We start from the raw sequence: 16,075 nt of genomic DNA on the forward strand, positions 1-16,075 counted from the left end.
GCGGAAGTCCGGGTTAGGACGGGCCTATTTCGCGGCGGTCGTCACGCTGCTGCTTTTCCGGTCATTCGTCGTCATAACTGCTGCTGACGCGCACTCTCAGGCCCGGCGTGAGCTGCGGCGTGATGGTTTCGCGGCAATGGTCGATGAGGGCCCGGACGGTGAGCGTGTTCTTCGCCCCGCTGGCGGACATCAGCCCCATCCGCATAGGCCGCATGTTGCCGGTCAGGGGCACGAATCGCAGGCGTTTGCCGTCTGCCGCGCAGTCCGAGGAATGGCGGATGTTGGCGATGGAATAACCGAAACCGTTGGCGACGAGAGACTTCATCACCTCCATGTCGCGCGTGCGCTCGACCACGTTCGGAGTGACACCGGCGTCCGAAAAGACGGACAGGAAGTAGGGGCCGGAATAGGGCAGGTCGAGCAGGATCATCGGATAGGGGGCAAGCTCCGCCACGCTGATCGAGCGCCGGTTGGCGAGGTCGTGGTTGTCGGGCAACATGACGTAAGGCGGCAGGTCGAACAGGGGAACGAACTCGAGGTCCGGCGGGATCTCAAGATCGTAGGTCAGGGCGATGTCCAATTCTGCATTGCGCAGCCCGTCGAAAATCGCCTGTTGGTCGCGTTCGAACTGGCGAAACTGCACGTCCGGGTAGCGCGTGATGAAGCTGCGGCGCAGGTGGGGCAGGACGATCTGGGCGAAGGTCAGCAGGCACCCGACGTTGAGCGGGCCGCGCACACGGCCGATGATCTCGTTGGCGAGGCCATTCAGGCGGTCGGCCTCGGCCAGCAACGTCTTGGCCTGCACGAGGAACTGCCGCCCGGCTTGGGTCAGCGCAAGGCCATGGGCGTGTTTCCGGGCGAAAAGCTGAAGACCGAATTCCGCCTCCAACTGTGTGATCGCCGCCGATATCGAGGGCGATGAGACGTTCACCTTCCCCGCGGCCTGAGCGATGGAGCCCTCCTCGCCGACGGCGACGAAGTACTCGATTTGCCGCAGGGTGAAGCGTAAGGGCATGGTGAAGCCTCCAGTCGATGCCGGTTAGGCTGGCCCTAAGGTGCAGGCGGTCCTACGTCAAGTCTTGGCCCCCGAGGTCGCTCGGGGGCGGGCGGCGCGGGGGATCAGTAGGCGGGGATCAGTACTTGATCCAGGTGGTCTTGAGTGCGGAGTACTTGTCGAAGGAGTGGATCGAGAGATCGCGGCCGAAGCCCGACTGCTTCATCCCCCCGAAGGGCGTCATGGCCGAGAGCGCATCAACGGTGTTGACCGAGACCGTTCCGGCACAGAGCCGGTCCGAAACGGAAAGCGCACGGGAGAGGTCGCGTGTCCAGACGGAGGCGGCGAGGCCGTAGATGCTGTCGTTCGCGATGGTGACGGCCTCCTCGTCGGTCTCGAAGCTCTGGACGGCGAGGACAGGGCCGAAGACCTCTTCCCGGGCGATCTCATGCGCTGATTGGACATTGTCGAAGATGGTCGGCGTCACATAGGCGTCGGACCCCATCAGCGTGACCCGTTCGCCGCCGCAGACGAGACGGGCGTCGCCCTTGGCGCGGGCCACGAAGCCCATCACGCGGTCGGCATGGGCGCGGTCCACGAGGGAGCCCATCGTCGTTGCCGGATCGAGCGGGTCGCCAAGGACGACGCTGGCGGCGCGGTCGCGCAGGCGGTCGATCAACGCATCCTTGACGCTGGCGTGGACCAGCAGCCGGGAGTTCGCCGAACAGACCTCGCCCTGATTGAAGAAGATGCCGAAGGCGGCCATGTCCGCAGCGGCGTCGAGGTCGGCGTCGGCGAAGACGAGGTTGGGGCTCTTGCCGCCGGTCTCCAGCCAGACCTGCTTCATGTTGCTTTCTCCCGCGTAGCGCTGGAACATCTTGCCGACCGCGGTGGAGCCGGTGAAGACGAGGCAGTCGACGTCACGATGCCGTCCGAGCGCCTGCCCCGCGTCCTCGCCATAGCCGGTGACGACGTTCAGGACCCCGTCGGGGAGGCCGGCCTCGGAGGCCAGTTCAGCAAGGCGGAGGGCAGAGAGCGGGGATTGCTCCGCGGGTTTCAGGACAACCGAGTTGCCCGCCGCGAGCGCCGGGGCCAGTTTCCACGTGGCCATGTCGAGCGGGAAGTTCCACGGGACAACGGCCCCGATCACCCCGAGCGGCACGCGCCGGATCAGCGCGACGTCCCGGCCCCCTGTCGGTGCGATCTCGTCATAGAGCTTGTCGATCGCCTCGGCATGCCACTGGAAGAAATGCGCCGAGCCCGGGGCGTCGATGGTCGAGCTGTCGGTGATCGTCTTGCCCATGTCGAGCGTGTCGAGGAGGGCGAGTTCGGGAATGTTGTCGCGGATCAGGGAGGCGAGCTTCAGCAGGACCTCCTTGCGCGCGCTTGGGGTCTGGCCGGACCAGCGGCCATCCGCAAAGGCGCGGCGGGCGGAGGCGACGGCCCGGTCGATGTCCTCGGCCCCGCCGCGTGCGACGTCTGTAAGCGTGGCGCCGGTGGCGGGGTTGATCGTCTCGAACCGCTGGCCCGAGGCGGCGGGGGTGAAACGGCCGTCGATGTAGAGATTGTTGCGCAAGGTCAGCGCGGCGGCGCGGGATGTCCAGTCGGCGTAGGTCAGGCTCATTTTGTCCTCGGTCTATGTGGTTTGGTTTCAGGGGCGCGCTGATACGGCCGGGGAGGGGCCCAAACCCGGTGCAAGGCATAAGGCGGCCGGACAAGCGGTCGCCAGTGTTGCCCCATTGGTCCAGGCGACACTGGCGACGCGATCCTGGGGCCTTCCTCGAAGCGAATGGCGACGCTGGCGGCCCCAAGATGTCCCCCGCCGCCGTCGTCAGCGTCATCCCAAAAGCCGGTGTTCGCCCGGTTCGCTCAGATCGAAGAGCAGGGGTGCCGGGCTGAGGCCCGGTCTGCAGTGGCGATGGGCTCTTACCGATCATCGGGGGCGGCGGGGTTTCCCCCGCCACAGGACGGTTGCCCAGAGACAACGCGGTGCCCCATCGCGCGGCGGGCGTCGCCGTCGTCCTCACTCGTCTCCGGGCACCCCGTAGGACGGTGCCTCGCGCGGGTCCAACGCGCGCTGGATGTAGGCGTCAATCTGGGGCTTGTAGACCTCCCAGGCCGTCGCGATCTCTTCGATCGGATCCCGTTCCGTCCAGTCGCAGCGCAGCTCGGCCACTGGCCAGCTCACCTTGTCCACGATCAGCATCCCCGCCGAATGCACGGGCCCTGCCTCCCCGCCTGCGGCCATCCCTGCGCGCATCGCGGCAATCAGCCGGTCGCCGATATGGCCCTTGGAGGTCAGGAAGCCATCAACGATGGCTTGCGGCACCCTGTCATTGGCGAGGAGGTTCCCGCCCGAAGCCACGTCCTGCGCCTGTGCCTGCGTCCAGATGCCAAGCGAGTTTGGCCCGGAATGGATCGCCGTCCGGCCCGCCGCATCCACCGCCAGCACCTGCCGGTACTCGATGAAACGTCCGCGCCGCTGCACCTCGGCGATGGCCTCGGGGGCAGACATGCCGCTCTGCATCAGGTCCAGCGTCGCTGGGCCGAGCGTCGGGTCGGTCACATTCTGGCTTGCCACGGCGCCCACGCCCGCCCGGGCGAAGGCACACCGGGCGGCCACGGCGGGGGAAGAGGAGGAGATCGCCATGCCGAACATGCCGGTCTCCGCGCAGCGGGCCACGAGGGAGAAGGTCATTGGCTCAATCCGGGATCACGGCGGTGGCCTCGATCTCGACCAGCCAGTCGGGACGCGCCAAGGCCGTGACGACGAGCCCGGTCGAGACCGGATGCACGCCCTTGATGTATTCCCCCATGGTCCGGTAGACGGCCTCGCGGTTGCGGACGTCGGTCAGGAAGACCTGCACGCGGCAGACATGCTCCATTCCGCCGCCGGCTTCCTCCATCAATTGCTTGATGTTCTGCATGACCTTGTGGGTTTGCTCGACCGGATCGTGGCTTTCGATGTTCTTGGCCGTGTCCAGGTCCTGCGGGCACTGGCCGCGTAGGAAGACCATGCGGCCGCGCGCGACGACGGCCTGGCAGAGGTCGTTGTCGAGCTGTTGCTCGGGATAGGTGTCCTTCGTGTTGAAGGGACGGATGCGGGTGTGGGCCATGCTGCAGGTCTCCAGCGTTCAGGCGTCGATGGTTTCGGGGGCGGCGGCCTCGTAGGCCATGTAGCCGCGCTGCTTCGAGATGTGGTCGGCCACGTAGCGGGCGTCGAACCAGACGCCCCAGATGAAGGACGACCCGCGGCGGGTCTGCCACGGCAAGCCGAGGAAGTAGACACCCGGCTCTGCCGAGACGCCGCGTTGGTGGTTGGGGCGGCCAGCCTCGTCGAGCGCGCCTTCGGGAAGCCAAGAGTAGTCGGAAGAGAACCCGGTCGCCCAGATGATCGTGGTGATCCCGGCCTCCGCAAGATCCAGCGATGCCAGCGGATCGGTCACACAGGCCGGATCGGACAGGATGGCACGCGCCTCCGGCTCCTCGGGCAGGTCGAGCCCGTTGCGCGCGACGAAGGCGTCGGCCTCGTCGAGCAGGTTCATCAGGTAGGCGTCTCCGTCGCGGAGGTTCTTGACGAGGTCCTGTGCGAAGTGCAGCTTGCCGTCCTCGAACCGCTCGGTCCGGCCGACAAGGGTCATGCCGGCAAGGGCAAGTCGGCGGAAGTCGATGGTTTCACCACCCCGGGCACCCGAAACGGCAATCGTCGTGTGTTCGGCGCCGGGGGCCGCTTCCATGTCCCATTTGTTCAGCACGCCGAGCCACCAGACGAAGTCGCGGCCACGGTAGCTGCGCGGCGGGCGCTCATGGGGGCCGACCGAGAGGTAGACCTTGCGCCCGGCTTCCAGCAACTCGTCGGCGATCTGAACGCCAGAGGAACCGGCGCCGACCACCAGCACGGCACCCTCGGGCAAGGCGGCAGGGTTGCGATAGGCGGAGGAGTGGATTTGAGTGAGCCTGGCGGTGTCAGGCACAAGCGGTGGGATCACCGGGGTCTGGAAGGCGCCGGTCGCGGCAATGACGTAGTTGGCTTCAATCGGACCGTCCGATGTCTCGACGCGGAAACCGGGACGGCCGTCGAGGCGCGAGACCTGGGTAACCTCCACGCCGGTGCGGATCGGCGCTCCGATCTTGTCGGCATAGGCCACGAAATAGTCGGCTACCTTCTCCTTGGCGACGAAGGCGTCCGGCGCATCGTCCGTGAATTCCATGCCGGGAAAGCGGTCATGCCAGGCCGGTCCGTTGGCGACCAGGGAATCCCACCGCTCCGAACGCCAGCGTTCTGCGATCCTGCGCCGTTCAAGCACGAGGTGGGGCACGCCGCAGGCGCTGAGGTGTTCGCTCGCAGCGACGCCAGCCTGTCCTGCGCCAACGACGAGTGCTTCGGTTTTGGTAACGGGCATTCAGGGGTCTCCAGCTTCAGGCCGGGTGCGGCCAGTCCTGGAAAGTTTCACCCGCAGATGGCTTCGGTTTAAAGTATGGTTTTCCTGATCATCGGTTAGGCGGCGCCTATGCAGTGAGGGCTGGATATTGCCCTCGCTGCGCTCGCCAGTGTCGTGGTTTTCAAGCAAAACCCTCAACGCAATGGCTATTCTCAGGATTGCCATGATCATCGACGGAGTTGTCATCGTGAACGCACTATCGAACTTATCTTACTGAGCGCTTAACCTACCATGATCGGGCACGCTGGCCCGCTCCGGGGGGCTCAAGCCGGTAATGCGACACCGCATCGGCCAAGGTCGGCCTCCATGGCGGGCGACTTGTCGTTTGCCGGCTCTGAGCGGTCATTCGCTGTCCTGGTGGGCGTCGCGGCGCGGCTTCACCAAAGCGGCCGTTCGGGCCTCGCCGCAGCATTTCAAACGATTCAAGATCGGCAGTGCGGACGAAGCCGCCATTGATATGTGAGGCGCGGGCGTGTTTTGAGGACATGCACCCTTCCTGGAGTTACCATGACCTCCTCCGCGTCCGAACGGAACAACGCTGCCCCGAAACGCCTGCCTGTTCCCGTCACTGTCTGGATGCTGGGTTTCGTGAGCCTGCTGATGGACGTCTCCTCGGAGATGATCAATGCGCTGCTCCCGCTCTATCTTGCCGGTGGTCTGGGCGTGTCGGCCCTGGCGATCGGCTTCATTGAGGGCTTGTCCGTCGCGGTTGCCACACTGTCGAAGTTCCTGTCCGGCGTTCTGGCCGATATCAGCAGACGGGCGAAGCCCTTGGCGGTTCTGGGCTATGGGCTGGGGGCGCTGTCCCGCCTGATCTTTCCCTGGGCGATGAGCCTGGACGTGATCGTTCTGGCAAAAGCCATGGATCGGGTCGGCAAGGGCATTCGGGGCACGCCGCGCGACGCATTGGTTGCCGCTGTTAGTCCGCCGGAGACCCGCGGGGCAAGCTTCGGGTTGCGGAAGTCGCTTGATGCCCTCGGGGGCTTCATTGGTCCGCTCGTTGCTGTCGGGGCCATAATCGCTTTCGCAGGCGACATTCAGTCGGTCTTCTGGATTGCCGTTCTTCCCGCTGCGCTCTGCATGATCGTGCTGCTCTTCCTTGTGAAGGAGCCAAGGCAAACCCACCCGATGAAGCGCGGTGACTTCCGGCTTGCCGATGCCCTCCGGCTCAATCGTGCAGTCTGGGGCGCAATCGGACTGGCCTCGGTGATCATGCTCGCCCGGTTCAGCGAGGCTTTCGTGCTGCTAAAGGCCCTCGAGGCCGGTTTCATGCCGGCCTGGGTTCCTCTTTCCCTCGTTGTCATGCATGCGGCCTACAGCTTGACGGCATTTCCCGTCGGCAGGCTCTCGGACCGGCTGGGGACGTCGGGACTGCTTGTCTGGAGCCTCGGATTCCTTGTCGCTGCGCATCTGACGCTCGCCCTTGCCACGATGGCATGGGTCTATGTTCTCGGCACCGTTTTCTGGGGTATGCACATGGGGTTCTCGCAAGGATTGCTGGGCGCCATGATCGCTGCCGCGACGCCGGACCACCTGAAGGGCAGCGCATTTGGCTCGTTCAACCTTGTGACCGGCCTGGTCGTGCTTCTGGGGAATACGCTTGCCGGGTGGCTCTGGCACAGCACGGGATCGGCAACACCATTTCTTGTTGGGGCGGGCATCTCGGCTGTCGCGATGCTATTGATCGCTATGCAAACATCACGGCGTGCCCGGCTCTGACCAGTTGGAACGGGCCCGCTTTGGGCTCGGACCGGACATGCGGCGGCGCGGCAGGTCTTGCGCCTGGCGGGCAACCGCATCCGTCGCTCTCGGCCCTTAGTCGTAGTACGCCAGATCGGGCCTCGCTGCGGCGCAGCTCCCCGAAACCGGCCATTGGTAGCATCGTGCAGCATGATCTGGCATGCCAAGCTCGACAGTGCGGGCAAAGCTGCTGTTGCCCGCCCACTCCGACTGGCCTGGTTCCGGATTGCACCGGAAGTTCGTCGCGCGATTGCGACGCTGCACCCCTGCCGGTATGACGCCGCAGAACTGGAAAACGTCGGGGCGAACCGGCCCATGGAAATCTGCAAGCCCGATTGCAGAAACCGAACTTTCACCGACGTCTCCGCCTCGACCACGGCCCGTCGAGCACCGGTCGCCCAGACCTGGCGGCTCCGGTCGAACGGACGAGCCGTCAACAAAACTTAACATACCGTTCGATTTTCCGTCACATAGCGCGTCTATCCCGACCATCGAAACAACGTGCAACCCAAATTGCAAAAAGGTGGTCCCCTTGGATAGAAAACTTACCCGTATCGCCGGGCTGGGCCTTGCTGCCCTGCTGAGCTCGACCTCTCTTGCAGCGGCAGAGGTCACCGTTGAATTCTGGCACAGCTTTGGCGGCTCGTCCGGCGAAGCGCTGGCCGAGATCATCGCCAACTTCGAAGAAGCCAACCCCGGCATCACCATCGAAGCCGAGCATGTCGGCAACTACAATGACATCGTCGCCCGCCTCCAAGCCGCCATCCCCGCTGGCCGTGGCCCCGATGCCGTCATCATGGAAGTCACCCGCTATGGCCTCTTCGCCGATCGCGGCGTGCTGATGGACCTGACCGACTACCTCGATGCCGATCCGCTGAAGGACGAATTGTTCGACTTCGCCCGCGAGGTCGGCGTCTACGAGGGTAAGAACTACATCGTGCCCTTCAACAGCTCGACCCCGGTCACCTATGTCAACAAGGACATCTTCGAGCGTGCCGGCCTGCCCGAGGACACGCCGCTGACCACCTACGACGAGATCCTCGCCGCCGCGCAGAAGATCCAGAGCGAGTTGGGCGACGAGGGCATCTATGGCATCGCGGCGCCGGGCCAGTTCGCGCGCTGGGGCCTGATCATGGACAATGACAGTGACCTGATCGACAGCGTGTCGGGCGAGGTCCTGATCGACGCGCCGAACACCGTCGAGGCCTATGAATGGATGGCGTCCTTGGTGCATGACCACGGCGTCGCCTCGGCCGACAACGTGACCGACGAGAAGACCGGCCGTGACGCGTTCTTCGCGGGCAAGGTCGGGATCATGCTGAATTCGACCGGCAATTACCGCCAGTCCAAGGCCTCGCTGGGCGATGATCTGATCGTGCGCCCGCTGCCCTGCAACAAGGTCTGCGCCGCACCGATCGGCGGGGCCGGCATCGGCATCCTGTCGACGGCGGACGCCGAAGTGCAGGACGCGGCATATGACTTCATCAGCTTTGCCGCGTCGGCGGAATCGAACGCGATCTGGTTCGCGGGCACCGGCTATATGCCGATCAACCGCAACACCGCTGATCAGCCTCTGGCGGCCGAGACGCTTGCGAACGAGCCGGGCATCCGCGTCTCTATCGAGCAGCTTGACGTCGCCCGTGGCCGTCCGCGCCCGCCGGTCGTGACGTGGATGCGTGCCACCGAATACGACATGTGGCAGGCGATGGCGCTGGGTCAGCGCGACGTCGAGGAGACGCTTGCCGACTTCGCCGAGCGCACCCGCAACGAAGCGGGCCGCATGCGCCAGTAACCGCGTCCGAGCCACCGGTGAGGGGCCCCGCTACGGGGCCCCTTGCCCGTCCGGTCCCGCGGCCCCCGCACCCAAGGCACGTTTCCCGATATGCTTCGCAAACTGACACCCTACCTGTTCGTGCTGCCCCTTCTGGGGTTCATGGCGGTCTTCACCTACTACCCGATCCTGCAGAGCGTGAACCTGTCGTTCCGCGAGTGGGATTTCATGTCGCCGAGCAAGCCGTGGGTCGGATTCGACAATTACCGTCTGCTGCTGACCTCGCGCGATTTCTGGAATTCGCTGAAGGTCACGGCGGTCTTCGCGCTGATCTCGGTGCCGCTGCGGCTGGCGCTGGCGCTGGCGGTTGCCTCGTTCCTGATCCGCGAGACGGCGGTGTCACGCATCGCGCGCGGTGCGATCTTCCTGCCCGCCGTCACCTCCACCGTGTCGATCGCGGTGGTGTTCAGCTGGGTATTCTCGACCGACTACGGTGCGATCAATGGGTTCATCGCCCTGCTGGGCTTCGACAAAGTGCCGTGGATGCAGGACCCGCAGCTTGCGCTGTACGTCATTATCTTTGTGAACACGTGGAAACAGCTTGGCTATGACGTCATCATCTACACCGCCGGGCTGCAGGCGATTTCGCTGGAATACTACGACGCGGCAGCGGTGGACGGTGGTCGCCGGTTCCATGTGTTCCGGCGCGTGACCTTCCCGCTGGTGATGCCGACCACGTATTTCCTGCTGGTGATCTCGGTGATCGACGCATTCCAAGTGTTCACCATCGTCGACGTGATGACACGCGGCGGGCCTGCGGGCGCCACTGACATGATCGTCAACATGCTGTACCGCATCGGCTTTACCCTGTTCGACATCGGCACTGGCTCGGCGCTGGCCGTGCTGCTGTTCATCTTCCTGATCGCGCTGGCCCTGGTAAAGGCCCGCGTGATCGGCCGGAGGGTCCATTATGACTCGTGAAAAGTCCGCCCGCGCCCTTTGGCTCATCAATGGCCTCACGCTGCTGGCCGCCATCATCTTCCTGTCGCCGGTGCTCTATTCCATCTGGATGAGCTTCCAGACGTCGGATGCCTATTACGCTGGCGGGGTCGACTTCACCCTGCGCAACTACGAAGTGGCGGTCGGCCAGTACAACTTCGCCCGTTATCTGCTGAACTCGGTGATCGTGTCGGGGATCGTAACATTGCTGGGCCTCTCTTTCGCCACGATGGCGGCCTTCGCCTTTGCCCGGTTCGAGTTCCGGGGCGGCAACCTGATGTTCGGTGCCGTGGTGGCGACGCTGATGATCCCCAGCCACATCACGCTGATCCCGAACTACCTGACGCTGGCGCGCGCCGGGATGCTGGACAGCTATGCGGGCCTTATCCTGCCTGCGATCTCGTCGGGTTTCGCTGCCTTCTTCCTGCGCCAGTACATCCGCGGAATTCCCCGCGCGCTGGACGAGGCGGCCTACATGGACGGCGCGACGCCATCGAAAGTGCTGTGGCGGGTGATTGTGCCGATCTCGAAGCCGGCGATCTTCTCGATGGGGCTGCAATTGTTCATCGCCGAGTGGAACAACTACATCTGGCCGCTGGTCGCGATCAGCGAAAGCGACCTTTTCACCCTGCAGATCGGGCTGGCGCGGCTGTACCGCGTGAACCCGGGCGAGGACGTGATCGATTGGCCGCTGGTCATGGCGGCATCGACGATCACCATCCTGCCGGTTCTGCTGGGCTTCGTCCTCGTCGAGCGCCACCTCGTGCGCGGCATCACGATGGGAGCGGTGAAATGAGCGCGGCCCCGAAACACCAACATGAAGACATCGCAATGACTGATCCCTCCCCCTTCACCCGTATCGCCTCGCACCGGGGTGGCACGCTGGAATTCGGCGACAGCACGCCGCATGGCTTCCGCACCACCGCCGCGATGGCCGTGGACGAGGTCGAGTTCGACGTCCATCCCACCGCCGACGGCGCGATCATGGTCCACCATGACGCGACGCTGGACCGGACCACCGACCGCACGGGCGCGATCCGCGATCTGCCCGAGGCGGCAGTGCGCGCCGCCGTCATCGATTATTCCGGCGGGCAGCACCCGATCTCGCTGGCCGAGCTCTGCGACATCTACAGGGACAGCCGCGTCACGCTGCGCTGCGAGATCAAGCCGGGACCGGGCGGCGTGGCCTATGCCGATTTCGCGCACCGCGTCGTGGCCGAGATCGAACGCTGCGGGATGCTGGCGAAGACCGGTTTCACCTCGTTCCTCTTGCCGACCCTTGACGAATTGCGCGGTGTCACCGACCGACCCCTGCTTTGGCTGGTCAGCCCGCCGGTTCTGACCCAGCTTGGAGCCAGCGCCGTGGCGGAGCTGGCGAAGGCTCATGGCATCCCCGAGATCGGCGTCAACGTGGACACCGCCACCGAAACGCTGCGCGATCACATCCATGGCGCGGGGCTGGAGTTCGGCTGCTGGGCCACCCACACGACAGCGCAGATCGACCACGCCCTGCGCCTCGGCGCCAAGGTGTTTACCACCGACCGCCCCAGCCTTGCCATCGCCCGTCGCGCCGCGTTCCACGAGGAGACGGCAGTATGAGCTCGATTTCCCTTCGCGACATCCGCAAGAGTTACGCCAATGGCCCTCGGGTTCTGCATGGTGTGGACCTCGACATCGGCGACGGCGAATTCGTCGTGATCGTCGGCCCCTCGGGCTGCGGCAAGTCCACCCTTCTGCGCCTGATCGCCGGGCTGGAGCGCTGCGAGGACGGCGAGATCGTTATCGACGGTCGCCGCGCGAACGAGCTTCCGCCGCAGGATCGCAACATCGCGATGATCTTTCAGAACTATGCGCTCTATCCGCATATGTCAGTGCTGGAGAACATCGCCTTCGGTCTGGAGCTGCGCAAGGTTCCCCGCAAGACGCGTGAGGCGCGCGCACGTGAGGTGGCCGAGACGCTTCAACTGACGCCCTACCTCGACCGCAAGCCCGGCGCGCTGTCCGGCGGCCAGAGGCAGCGGGTGGCGATGGGCCGGGCCATGGCGCGCGACACCTCGACCTTCCTGATGGACGAGCCGCTGTCGAACCTCGACAACGCCCTGCGCAACACGATGCGGACCGAGATCAAGACGATCCATCAGCAGCTGGGGGCCACCATCGTCTTCGTGACCCACGACCAGACAGAGGCGCTGTCGCTTGCCGATCGGATCGCGGTGATGAAGGACGGCCACCTGCAGCAGTTCGACACACCGGCTGCGATCTACGACCGTCCCGTGAACCGCTTCGTTGCGTCTTTCCTTGGGACGCCGAAGATGAACTTCGCCCCCTCCGACGCGATCACGGGCTGGACCGGGCGGCGCGGCGTCGAGGTGGGGCTGCGCCCCGACACGCTGCGGCTGCACCGCGAGAGGCCGGGCGCCGCGTCCATCGAGGCCCGCCTGACCCTGACAGAAATGACCGGGTCAGAGGTCGTGTTGCACTGCCAGACACAGTCCGGTGTCATGTCCGCCATTGCCCACCGTGGGCAGGAGCTGCCCGCCCCGGGTGACCGGATCTGGCTGGAATACGACGCGGCCGCCGCCCATCTGTTCGACATGCAAAGTGGCGCGCGCGTCTGACGCGGTGCCCTGATGGGCTGGACGACAAGGCCGCTTCAGGAGATCATCCCTGACGATGCAAAACCACGACACCGCGTTTCTGGACGACCTGATCACCCGCCACTCGGACCAGTTGACCGAGGCGGACACCCGTATCCTTGACGTGATGGTCCGCGATCCGATCCGCGCGGCGATGGAGAACGGCAAAGAGGTGAGCTTTCGCGCCGGGGTGCATCCCGCCTCGGCGGTGAGGCTGGCACGGCGGCTGGGGTTCAAGGGCTACCCGGAGTTCCGCGCCTTCCTTCAGCAGCGGCTGGTCGAGGGCAAAGGCGAGTTCGACGACCCCACTGCCCGTATCGCCGCCCGGCTGGCTAGGGCGGGGGACAGCGGGCTCCTGGCCTCGGTTCTGGACAGCGAGATCACGGCGCTGGAAACCCTGCGCGCCAGCGTGACCGATGCCGACATCCGCGGCTTTTCCGAGGCGCTTCTGGGCGCGCGGCGGATCTTCATGGTCGGGCAAAGTCACGCTGCCACGCTGTGCCACCTCGTCGCGCTGCGGCTGCGCCGGTCGGGGTACGACGCGGTCGACCTGTCGCTGATGCAGCACCAGTGGCTGGAACAGGTCGCAGGTATGACCGGCGACGACGTGATGTGGCTGATCAACTTTCGCAAGCGACCGGAGGCGGTGGCGCGGATCATGCAGGTGGCCGCCGCGCGCGGCGCGACGACGCTGGCCCTCACCGATATGCGCGGCGCCACACTGGACCCGCCCCCCGACCGCCACATCGCGGTGTCGCGCGGCGAGGCGGGCGAGTCGCAAAGCCTCGTGGTGCCGATGACGGTGACGAACACGGTGATCCTCGATCTGGCGACCATCGACGATGGCCGTACAATGCGCGCGCTGGCCGAGTTCCGCGACATGCGGGAGAGGTTGGCGCCGTATTGATGGGCAGTTTCGCGGCCAGATAATACAACAAAGCAGCGGTTTTCGCGCCCAATCGGACGGATGTGTTTCCTTCTGTACGGTATACCGTCAGGAGATTTGCACGAATGCGGTTCCCCCCCGACAGCAGCCAGCCACACCACGACGAGCCAAAAGCCGCCGTTTGGGCCCAGAAGGTTAGACCGGCCCAAAGCCGACCTTGGCCGCCAAATCGCACGCGGCATCACAGCTTAACCGAAGCGGCCATTCCTAGCATACACAGGCAGAACTTTGTGCGACCAGAGGTCGGGCGTGCAGCGCCCACGCCCAGCTCACCGACAGCGCCATGGTCGAAGTGGCGGGCAACGTGGTCCAGATGTTCTCAAATAAGAAGCGTGCCTGATCAGGCTTTTGCATAGTCCGGAAACTAGATCAGGCCGACCAGTGACATGACCGCCCCCAGCAGCGCACCGGAGATCGCGAAGGGGGCGCGGAGGAAGAACTTCTTGATGCGGTTAGTCCCCCGCACAACTTTTGAGAAGCACACCGTGAAGATGGCGAGCATGATGATCGCAAGATAGAAGAATGCCGTCGGAAGTATGCTAGTAATCAGCAGTGTGTTGAACGGCACGCGGTAGCCGTCGGTGTCCCTGCCGACAAGCGCGAAGTCCTTTTCGAACTGGTTGGCCCAGAAGACGTCGACAACCATGAAGTCGCTGCACTTCTCCAGAGTCTCCACGGTGGCGGAGGTCAGTCTAAAGCGCACCACCGGTAGCCCGTCCTTGAAACAGAGGACGGTTGCATGCTGCGAGGTCGGCGTGGCAACGGCGTTCCATATCAGTGTCGATAGCAGGGGCAATTCCATGGGACCGGCCACTGAGACCGGGAAGCTGTCTTCAAGCTGGTCGGTGAGGAAAAACGCCGCTGTGTATGCGCCTGACAGCGAGCCTTCTCTGAAGACGGAGGCGTCGACGGAGAAGTCCAGCTTCATCAGTCCCGTCTCTTCGTCAGGTTCCCCGTCCAGTTGCCTTTGGAGGTCGGACTTCAATTCGTCGAGGGTGGCGAAATAGGCCTCGCGTTCCGCTTCGTCCTCGATCGGGAAAGCGTCGATGTCGCTGATGTTTAGGAGGGACAAACTGGTGAACACGTAGGCCTTCGTCTCGGCCATGCGAGGATCGAATGTCGAGAGATACGGCAAGAAAATGTTGTCCGCCTCTTGCTCATTATCCCGCGAAAGCAGCGCCGCAGTGAGGTTGCCCGAGAAGATTAGCCGTTCTGCGAACTCCCGCTCCAGGAGACCCTCGAAAGCCCGCTGCTCAGTCTGAGGCTCGACCTCGGCATCAGGTTTGCTGTCGGTGGCAACGAGAGAGACGGGTTCTGGGAAGGCGACGAATGCCTGCACAACGACGAGCACAAAGAGCGCGTAACTGAGGATGAACGTGTTCATCGTCACGATCAGGTCGGAGACGATCAGGACGAGCGCCCGGAAGATGCTGTTCACCTTCAGGGCGGTCTCGATGAAGATTTTCGTCTGGATGATCGTCGCGTAGTCGAAGGCGATATTGAACAGGATGAAAACGAGAAAGAGCACTAGTTGTTGGGTGTCGTATCGTAGTTGCGAGAACTGCTCTGGAAACAGATACACCTGAGTGCCGAGCACGAGGCAAAACGAGCAGGCCGAAATTAACGCGGCGGAAAAGAAGAACTCGAGCGAGAATAATCGCGCCGAGAAGAACCGCCCGAAGATCACGGAATGCGCCCTCTCCAAGAAATTGGAGAACCGTTGCGACAGCGTGAGGTCTTCGGTGCCGCTTTCGAGGTAGGCCGCGATCTTCTCCCGCTCTTTTTCAGTGATAAACACGCTATCGAGCAGCACCCCAAGACCTGCTAGAAGCATCAATTCCGTGAGAAAGCTGTTGAGCATTAAATCTTTCTCTCCAGATACTTAAAGACGCGGTGTGTCGCACACCTTAGTGCAGGTGGCTGATGCGCACAATGTGAGTTGGGCAGTGACCTCATTTCCCGACGAGACAGCTTGGCCTTTCCAAAAATCGTCTGAAAGTCCGCTTGCACAACTTTCGTGGGTATCTGACGCACCCGCAGCGAATGACTACTTTGCCGCTGACCTGCTCCCCGTAGTGTCCGCGTTTTTTAGTTCGCTCTGTTCAGGATTTGGTCCTCTATTGACCGTTGGTGATACTCCCACGGGGTAAGCCCGTCGAGGCTCGTGTGGGGGCGGTGATGGTTGTAGTCGTTGCGCCACGCTTCGATCAGGCCGCGGGCATGGCGCAGATTGGCGAACAGGTGCTCATTGAGGCATTCGTCACGCAGCCGCCCATTGAAGCTCTCGACGAAGCCGTTCTGCATCGGTTTTCCCGGAGCGATGTAGTGCCATTCGACCCGGCGCTCCTCCTGCCATTTGAGGATGGCGTTCGAGGTCAGCTCCGTGCCGTTGTCGCTGACCACCATGCATGGATAGCCGCGCACCCGAGCGATGCTGTCGAGCTCACGGCTGACACGTTGCCCTGACAGCGAAGTGTCCACGACCGCGGCCAGGCATTCCCGGCTGAAGTCGTCGATGACGCACAGCACCCGGAACCGGCGCCCGTC

15 protein-coding genes are annotated in these 16,075 nt (G+C 64.0%); 8 read left to right on the plus strand and 7 right to left on the minus strand.

Features of this window, described 5'->3' with window-relative positions; genetic code table 11:
• Positions 1 to 61 precede the first annotated feature (61 nt).
• The 5 genes from LCM32_RS10010 to LCM32_RS10030 form a co-directional block, all read right to left on the minus strand.
• Positions 62 to 1,015: a LysR substrate-binding domain-containing protein gene (locus tag LCM32_RS10010; RefSeq protein WP_224820903.1), complete on the minus strand. Its 954-nt coding sequence runs from the start codon at positions 1,013 to 1,015 to the stop codon at positions 62 to 64.
• 118 nt (positions 1,016 to 1,133) lie between these two features.
• On the minus strand, positions 1,134 to 2,618 hold the full coding sequence (locus tag LCM32_RS10015; protein ID WP_224820904.1) for an aldehyde dehydrogenase: 1,485 nt from the start codon (positions 2,616 to 2,618) through the stop codon (positions 1,134 to 1,136).
• A 399-nt stretch (positions 2,619 to 3,017) separates the two neighbouring features.
• Complete coding sequence (locus tag LCM32_RS10020; RefSeq protein WP_224820905.1) at positions 3,018 to 3,692, minus strand: DUF1028 domain-containing protein; 675 nt, start codon at positions 3,690 to 3,692, stop codon at positions 3,018 to 3,020.
• 4 nt (positions 3,693 to 3,696) lie between these two features.
• Positions 3,697 to 4,110: a RidA family protein gene (locus LCM32_RS10025; RefSeq protein ID WP_224820906.1), complete on the minus strand. Its 414-nt coding sequence runs from the start codon at positions 4,108 to 4,110 to the stop codon at positions 3,697 to 3,699.
• Positions 4,111 to 4,128: 18 nt separating this feature from the next.
• A complete protein-coding gene (locus LCM32_RS10030; RefSeq protein WP_224820907.1) occupies positions 4,129 to 5,397 on the minus strand; it encodes a flavin-containing monooxygenase in 1,269 nt (422 codons plus the stop codon).
• Positions 5,398 to 5,943: 546 nt separating this feature from the next.
• Here LCM32_RS10030 and LCM32_RS10035 point away from each other — a divergent pair.
• The 8 genes from LCM32_RS10035 to LCM32_RS10070 all read left to right on the plus strand — a co-directional run bounded on the left by LCM32_RS10035 (position 5,944) and on the right by LCM32_RS10070 (position 13,489).
• On the plus strand, positions 5,944 to 7,155 hold the full coding sequence (locus LCM32_RS10035; RefSeq protein ID WP_224820908.1) for an MFS transporter: 1,212 nt from the start codon (positions 5,944 to 5,946) through the stop codon (positions 7,153 to 7,155).
• Between the two features lie 171 nt (positions 7,156 to 7,326).
• Positions 7,327 to 7,623 carry a hypothetical protein gene (locus tag LCM32_RS10040; protein WP_224820909.1) on the plus strand — a complete coding sequence of 99 codons (297 nt, stop codon included), beginning with the start codon at positions 7,327 to 7,329 and terminating at the stop codon, positions 7,621 to 7,623.
• An 85-nt stretch (positions 7,624 to 7,708) separates the two neighbouring features.
• Complete coding sequence (locus LCM32_RS10045; protein ID WP_224820910.1) at positions 7,709 to 8,968, plus strand: ABC transporter substrate-binding protein; 1,260 nt, start codon at positions 7,709 to 7,711, stop codon at positions 8,966 to 8,968.
• 90 nt (positions 8,969 to 9,058) lie between these two features.
• Positions 9,059 to 9,928 (plus strand): carbohydrate ABC transporter permease, encoded by an 870-nt coding sequence (locus LCM32_RS10050; protein WP_224820911.1) that lies wholly within the window; start codon positions 9,059 to 9,061, stop codon positions 9,926 to 9,928.
• Positions 9,918 to 10,742 (plus strand): carbohydrate ABC transporter permease, encoded by an 825-nt coding sequence (locus LCM32_RS10055; RefSeq protein ID WP_224820912.1) that lies wholly within the window; start codon positions 9,918 to 9,920, stop codon positions 10,740 to 10,742. Before LCM32_RS10050 ends, LCM32_RS10055 begins: the two co-directional genes overlap by 11 nt.
• A gap of 35 nt (positions 10,743 to 10,777) precedes the next feature.
• Positions 10,778 to 11,545, plus strand: a complete 768-nt coding sequence (locus LCM32_RS10060) for a glycerophosphodiester phosphodiesterase family protein (RefSeq protein WP_224820913.1) — start codon at positions 10,778 to 10,780, stop codon at positions 11,543 to 11,545.
• On the plus strand, positions 11,542 to 12,564 hold the full coding sequence (locus tag LCM32_RS10065; RefSeq protein ID WP_224820914.1) for an ABC transporter ATP-binding protein: 1,023 nt from the start codon (positions 11,542 to 11,544) through the stop codon (positions 12,562 to 12,564). Before LCM32_RS10060 ends, LCM32_RS10065 begins: the two co-directional genes overlap by 4 nt.
• Positions 12,565 to 12,619: 55 nt before the next feature.
• Positions 12,620 to 13,489, plus strand: a complete 870-nt coding sequence (locus LCM32_RS10070) for a MurR/RpiR family transcriptional regulator (RefSeq protein WP_224820915.1) — start codon at positions 12,620 to 12,622, stop codon at positions 13,487 to 13,489.
• A 403-nt stretch (positions 13,490 to 13,892) separates the two neighbouring features.
• Here the strand turns inward: LCM32_RS10070 and LCM32_RS10075 are convergent, their stop codons facing one another.
• Together LCM32_RS10075 and LCM32_RS10080 are read right to left on the minus strand one after the other, a co-directional pair.
• Positions 13,893 to 15,389, minus strand: coding sequence for a hypothetical protein (locus tag LCM32_RS10075; RefSeq protein WP_224820916.1), 1,497 nt, complete (start codon positions 15,387 to 15,389; stop codon positions 13,893 to 13,895).
• A 227-nt stretch (positions 15,390 to 15,616) separates the two neighbouring features.
• The coding region (locus LCM32_RS10080; protein WP_224820917.1) for an integrase core domain-containing protein at positions 15,617 to 16,075 on the minus strand (459 nt) is incomplete at its 5' end.

This window comes from Pseudooceanicola nanhaiensis (genome assembly GCF_020171315.1).
In the GTDB taxonomy this organism is placed as follows: domain Bacteria; phylum Pseudomonadota; class Alphaproteobacteria; order Rhodobacterales; family Rhodobacteraceae; genus Pseudooceanicola; species Pseudooceanicola nanhaiensis_A.

Bases quoted from the DNA above. Each gene is read 5' to 3' on its own strand.
- LCM32_RS10035 (WP_224820908.1), top strand. From the start codon at position 5,944: ATGACCTCCTCCGCGTCCGAACGGAACAACGCTGCCCCGAAACGCCTG.
- LCM32_RS10040 (WP_224820909.1), top strand. From the start codon at position 7,327: ATGATCTGGCATGCCAAGCTCGACAGTGCGGGCAAAGCTGCTGTTGCC.
- LCM32_RS10010 (WP_224820903.1), bottom strand. From the start codon at position 1,015: ATGCCCTTACGCTTCACCCTGCGGCAAATCGAGTACTTCGTCGCCGTC.
- LCM32_RS10020 (WP_224820905.1), bottom strand. From the start codon at position 3,692: ATGACCTTCTCCCTCGTGGCCCGCTGCGCGGAGACCGGCATGTTCGGC.
- LCM32_RS10055 (WP_224820912.1), top strand. From the start codon at position 9,918: ATGACTCGTGAAAAGTCCGCCCGCGCCCTTTGGCTCATCAATGGCCTC.
- LCM32_RS10050 (WP_224820911.1), top strand. From the start codon at position 9,059: ATGCTTCGCAAACTGACACCCTACCTGTTCGTGCTGCCCCTTCTGGGG.
- LCM32_RS10065 (WP_224820914.1), top strand. From the start codon at position 11,542: ATGAGCTCGATTTCCCTTCGCGACATCCGCAAGAGTTACGCCAATGGC.
- LCM32_RS10060 (WP_224820913.1), top strand. From the start codon at position 10,778: ATGACTGATCCCTCCCCCTTCACCCGTATCGCCTCGCACCGGGGTGGC.
- LCM32_RS10075 (WP_224820916.1), bottom strand. From the start codon at position 15,389: ATGCTCAACAGCTTTCTCACGGAATTGATGCTTCTAGCAGGTCTTGGG.
- LCM32_RS10015 (WP_224820904.1), bottom strand. From the start codon at position 2,618: ATGAGCCTGACCTACGCCGACTGGACATCCCGCGCCGCCGCGCTGACC.
- LCM32_RS10025 (WP_224820906.1), bottom strand. From the start codon at position 4,110: ATGGCCCACACCCGCATCCGTCCCTTCAACACGAAGGACACCTATCCC.
- LCM32_RS10070 (WP_224820915.1), top strand. From the start codon at position 12,620: ATGCAAAACCACGACACCGCGTTTCTGGACGACCTGATCACCCGCCAC.
- LCM32_RS10030 (WP_224820907.1), bottom strand. From the start codon at position 5,397: ATGCCCGTTACCAAAACCGAAGCACTCGTCGTTGGCGCAGGACAGGCT.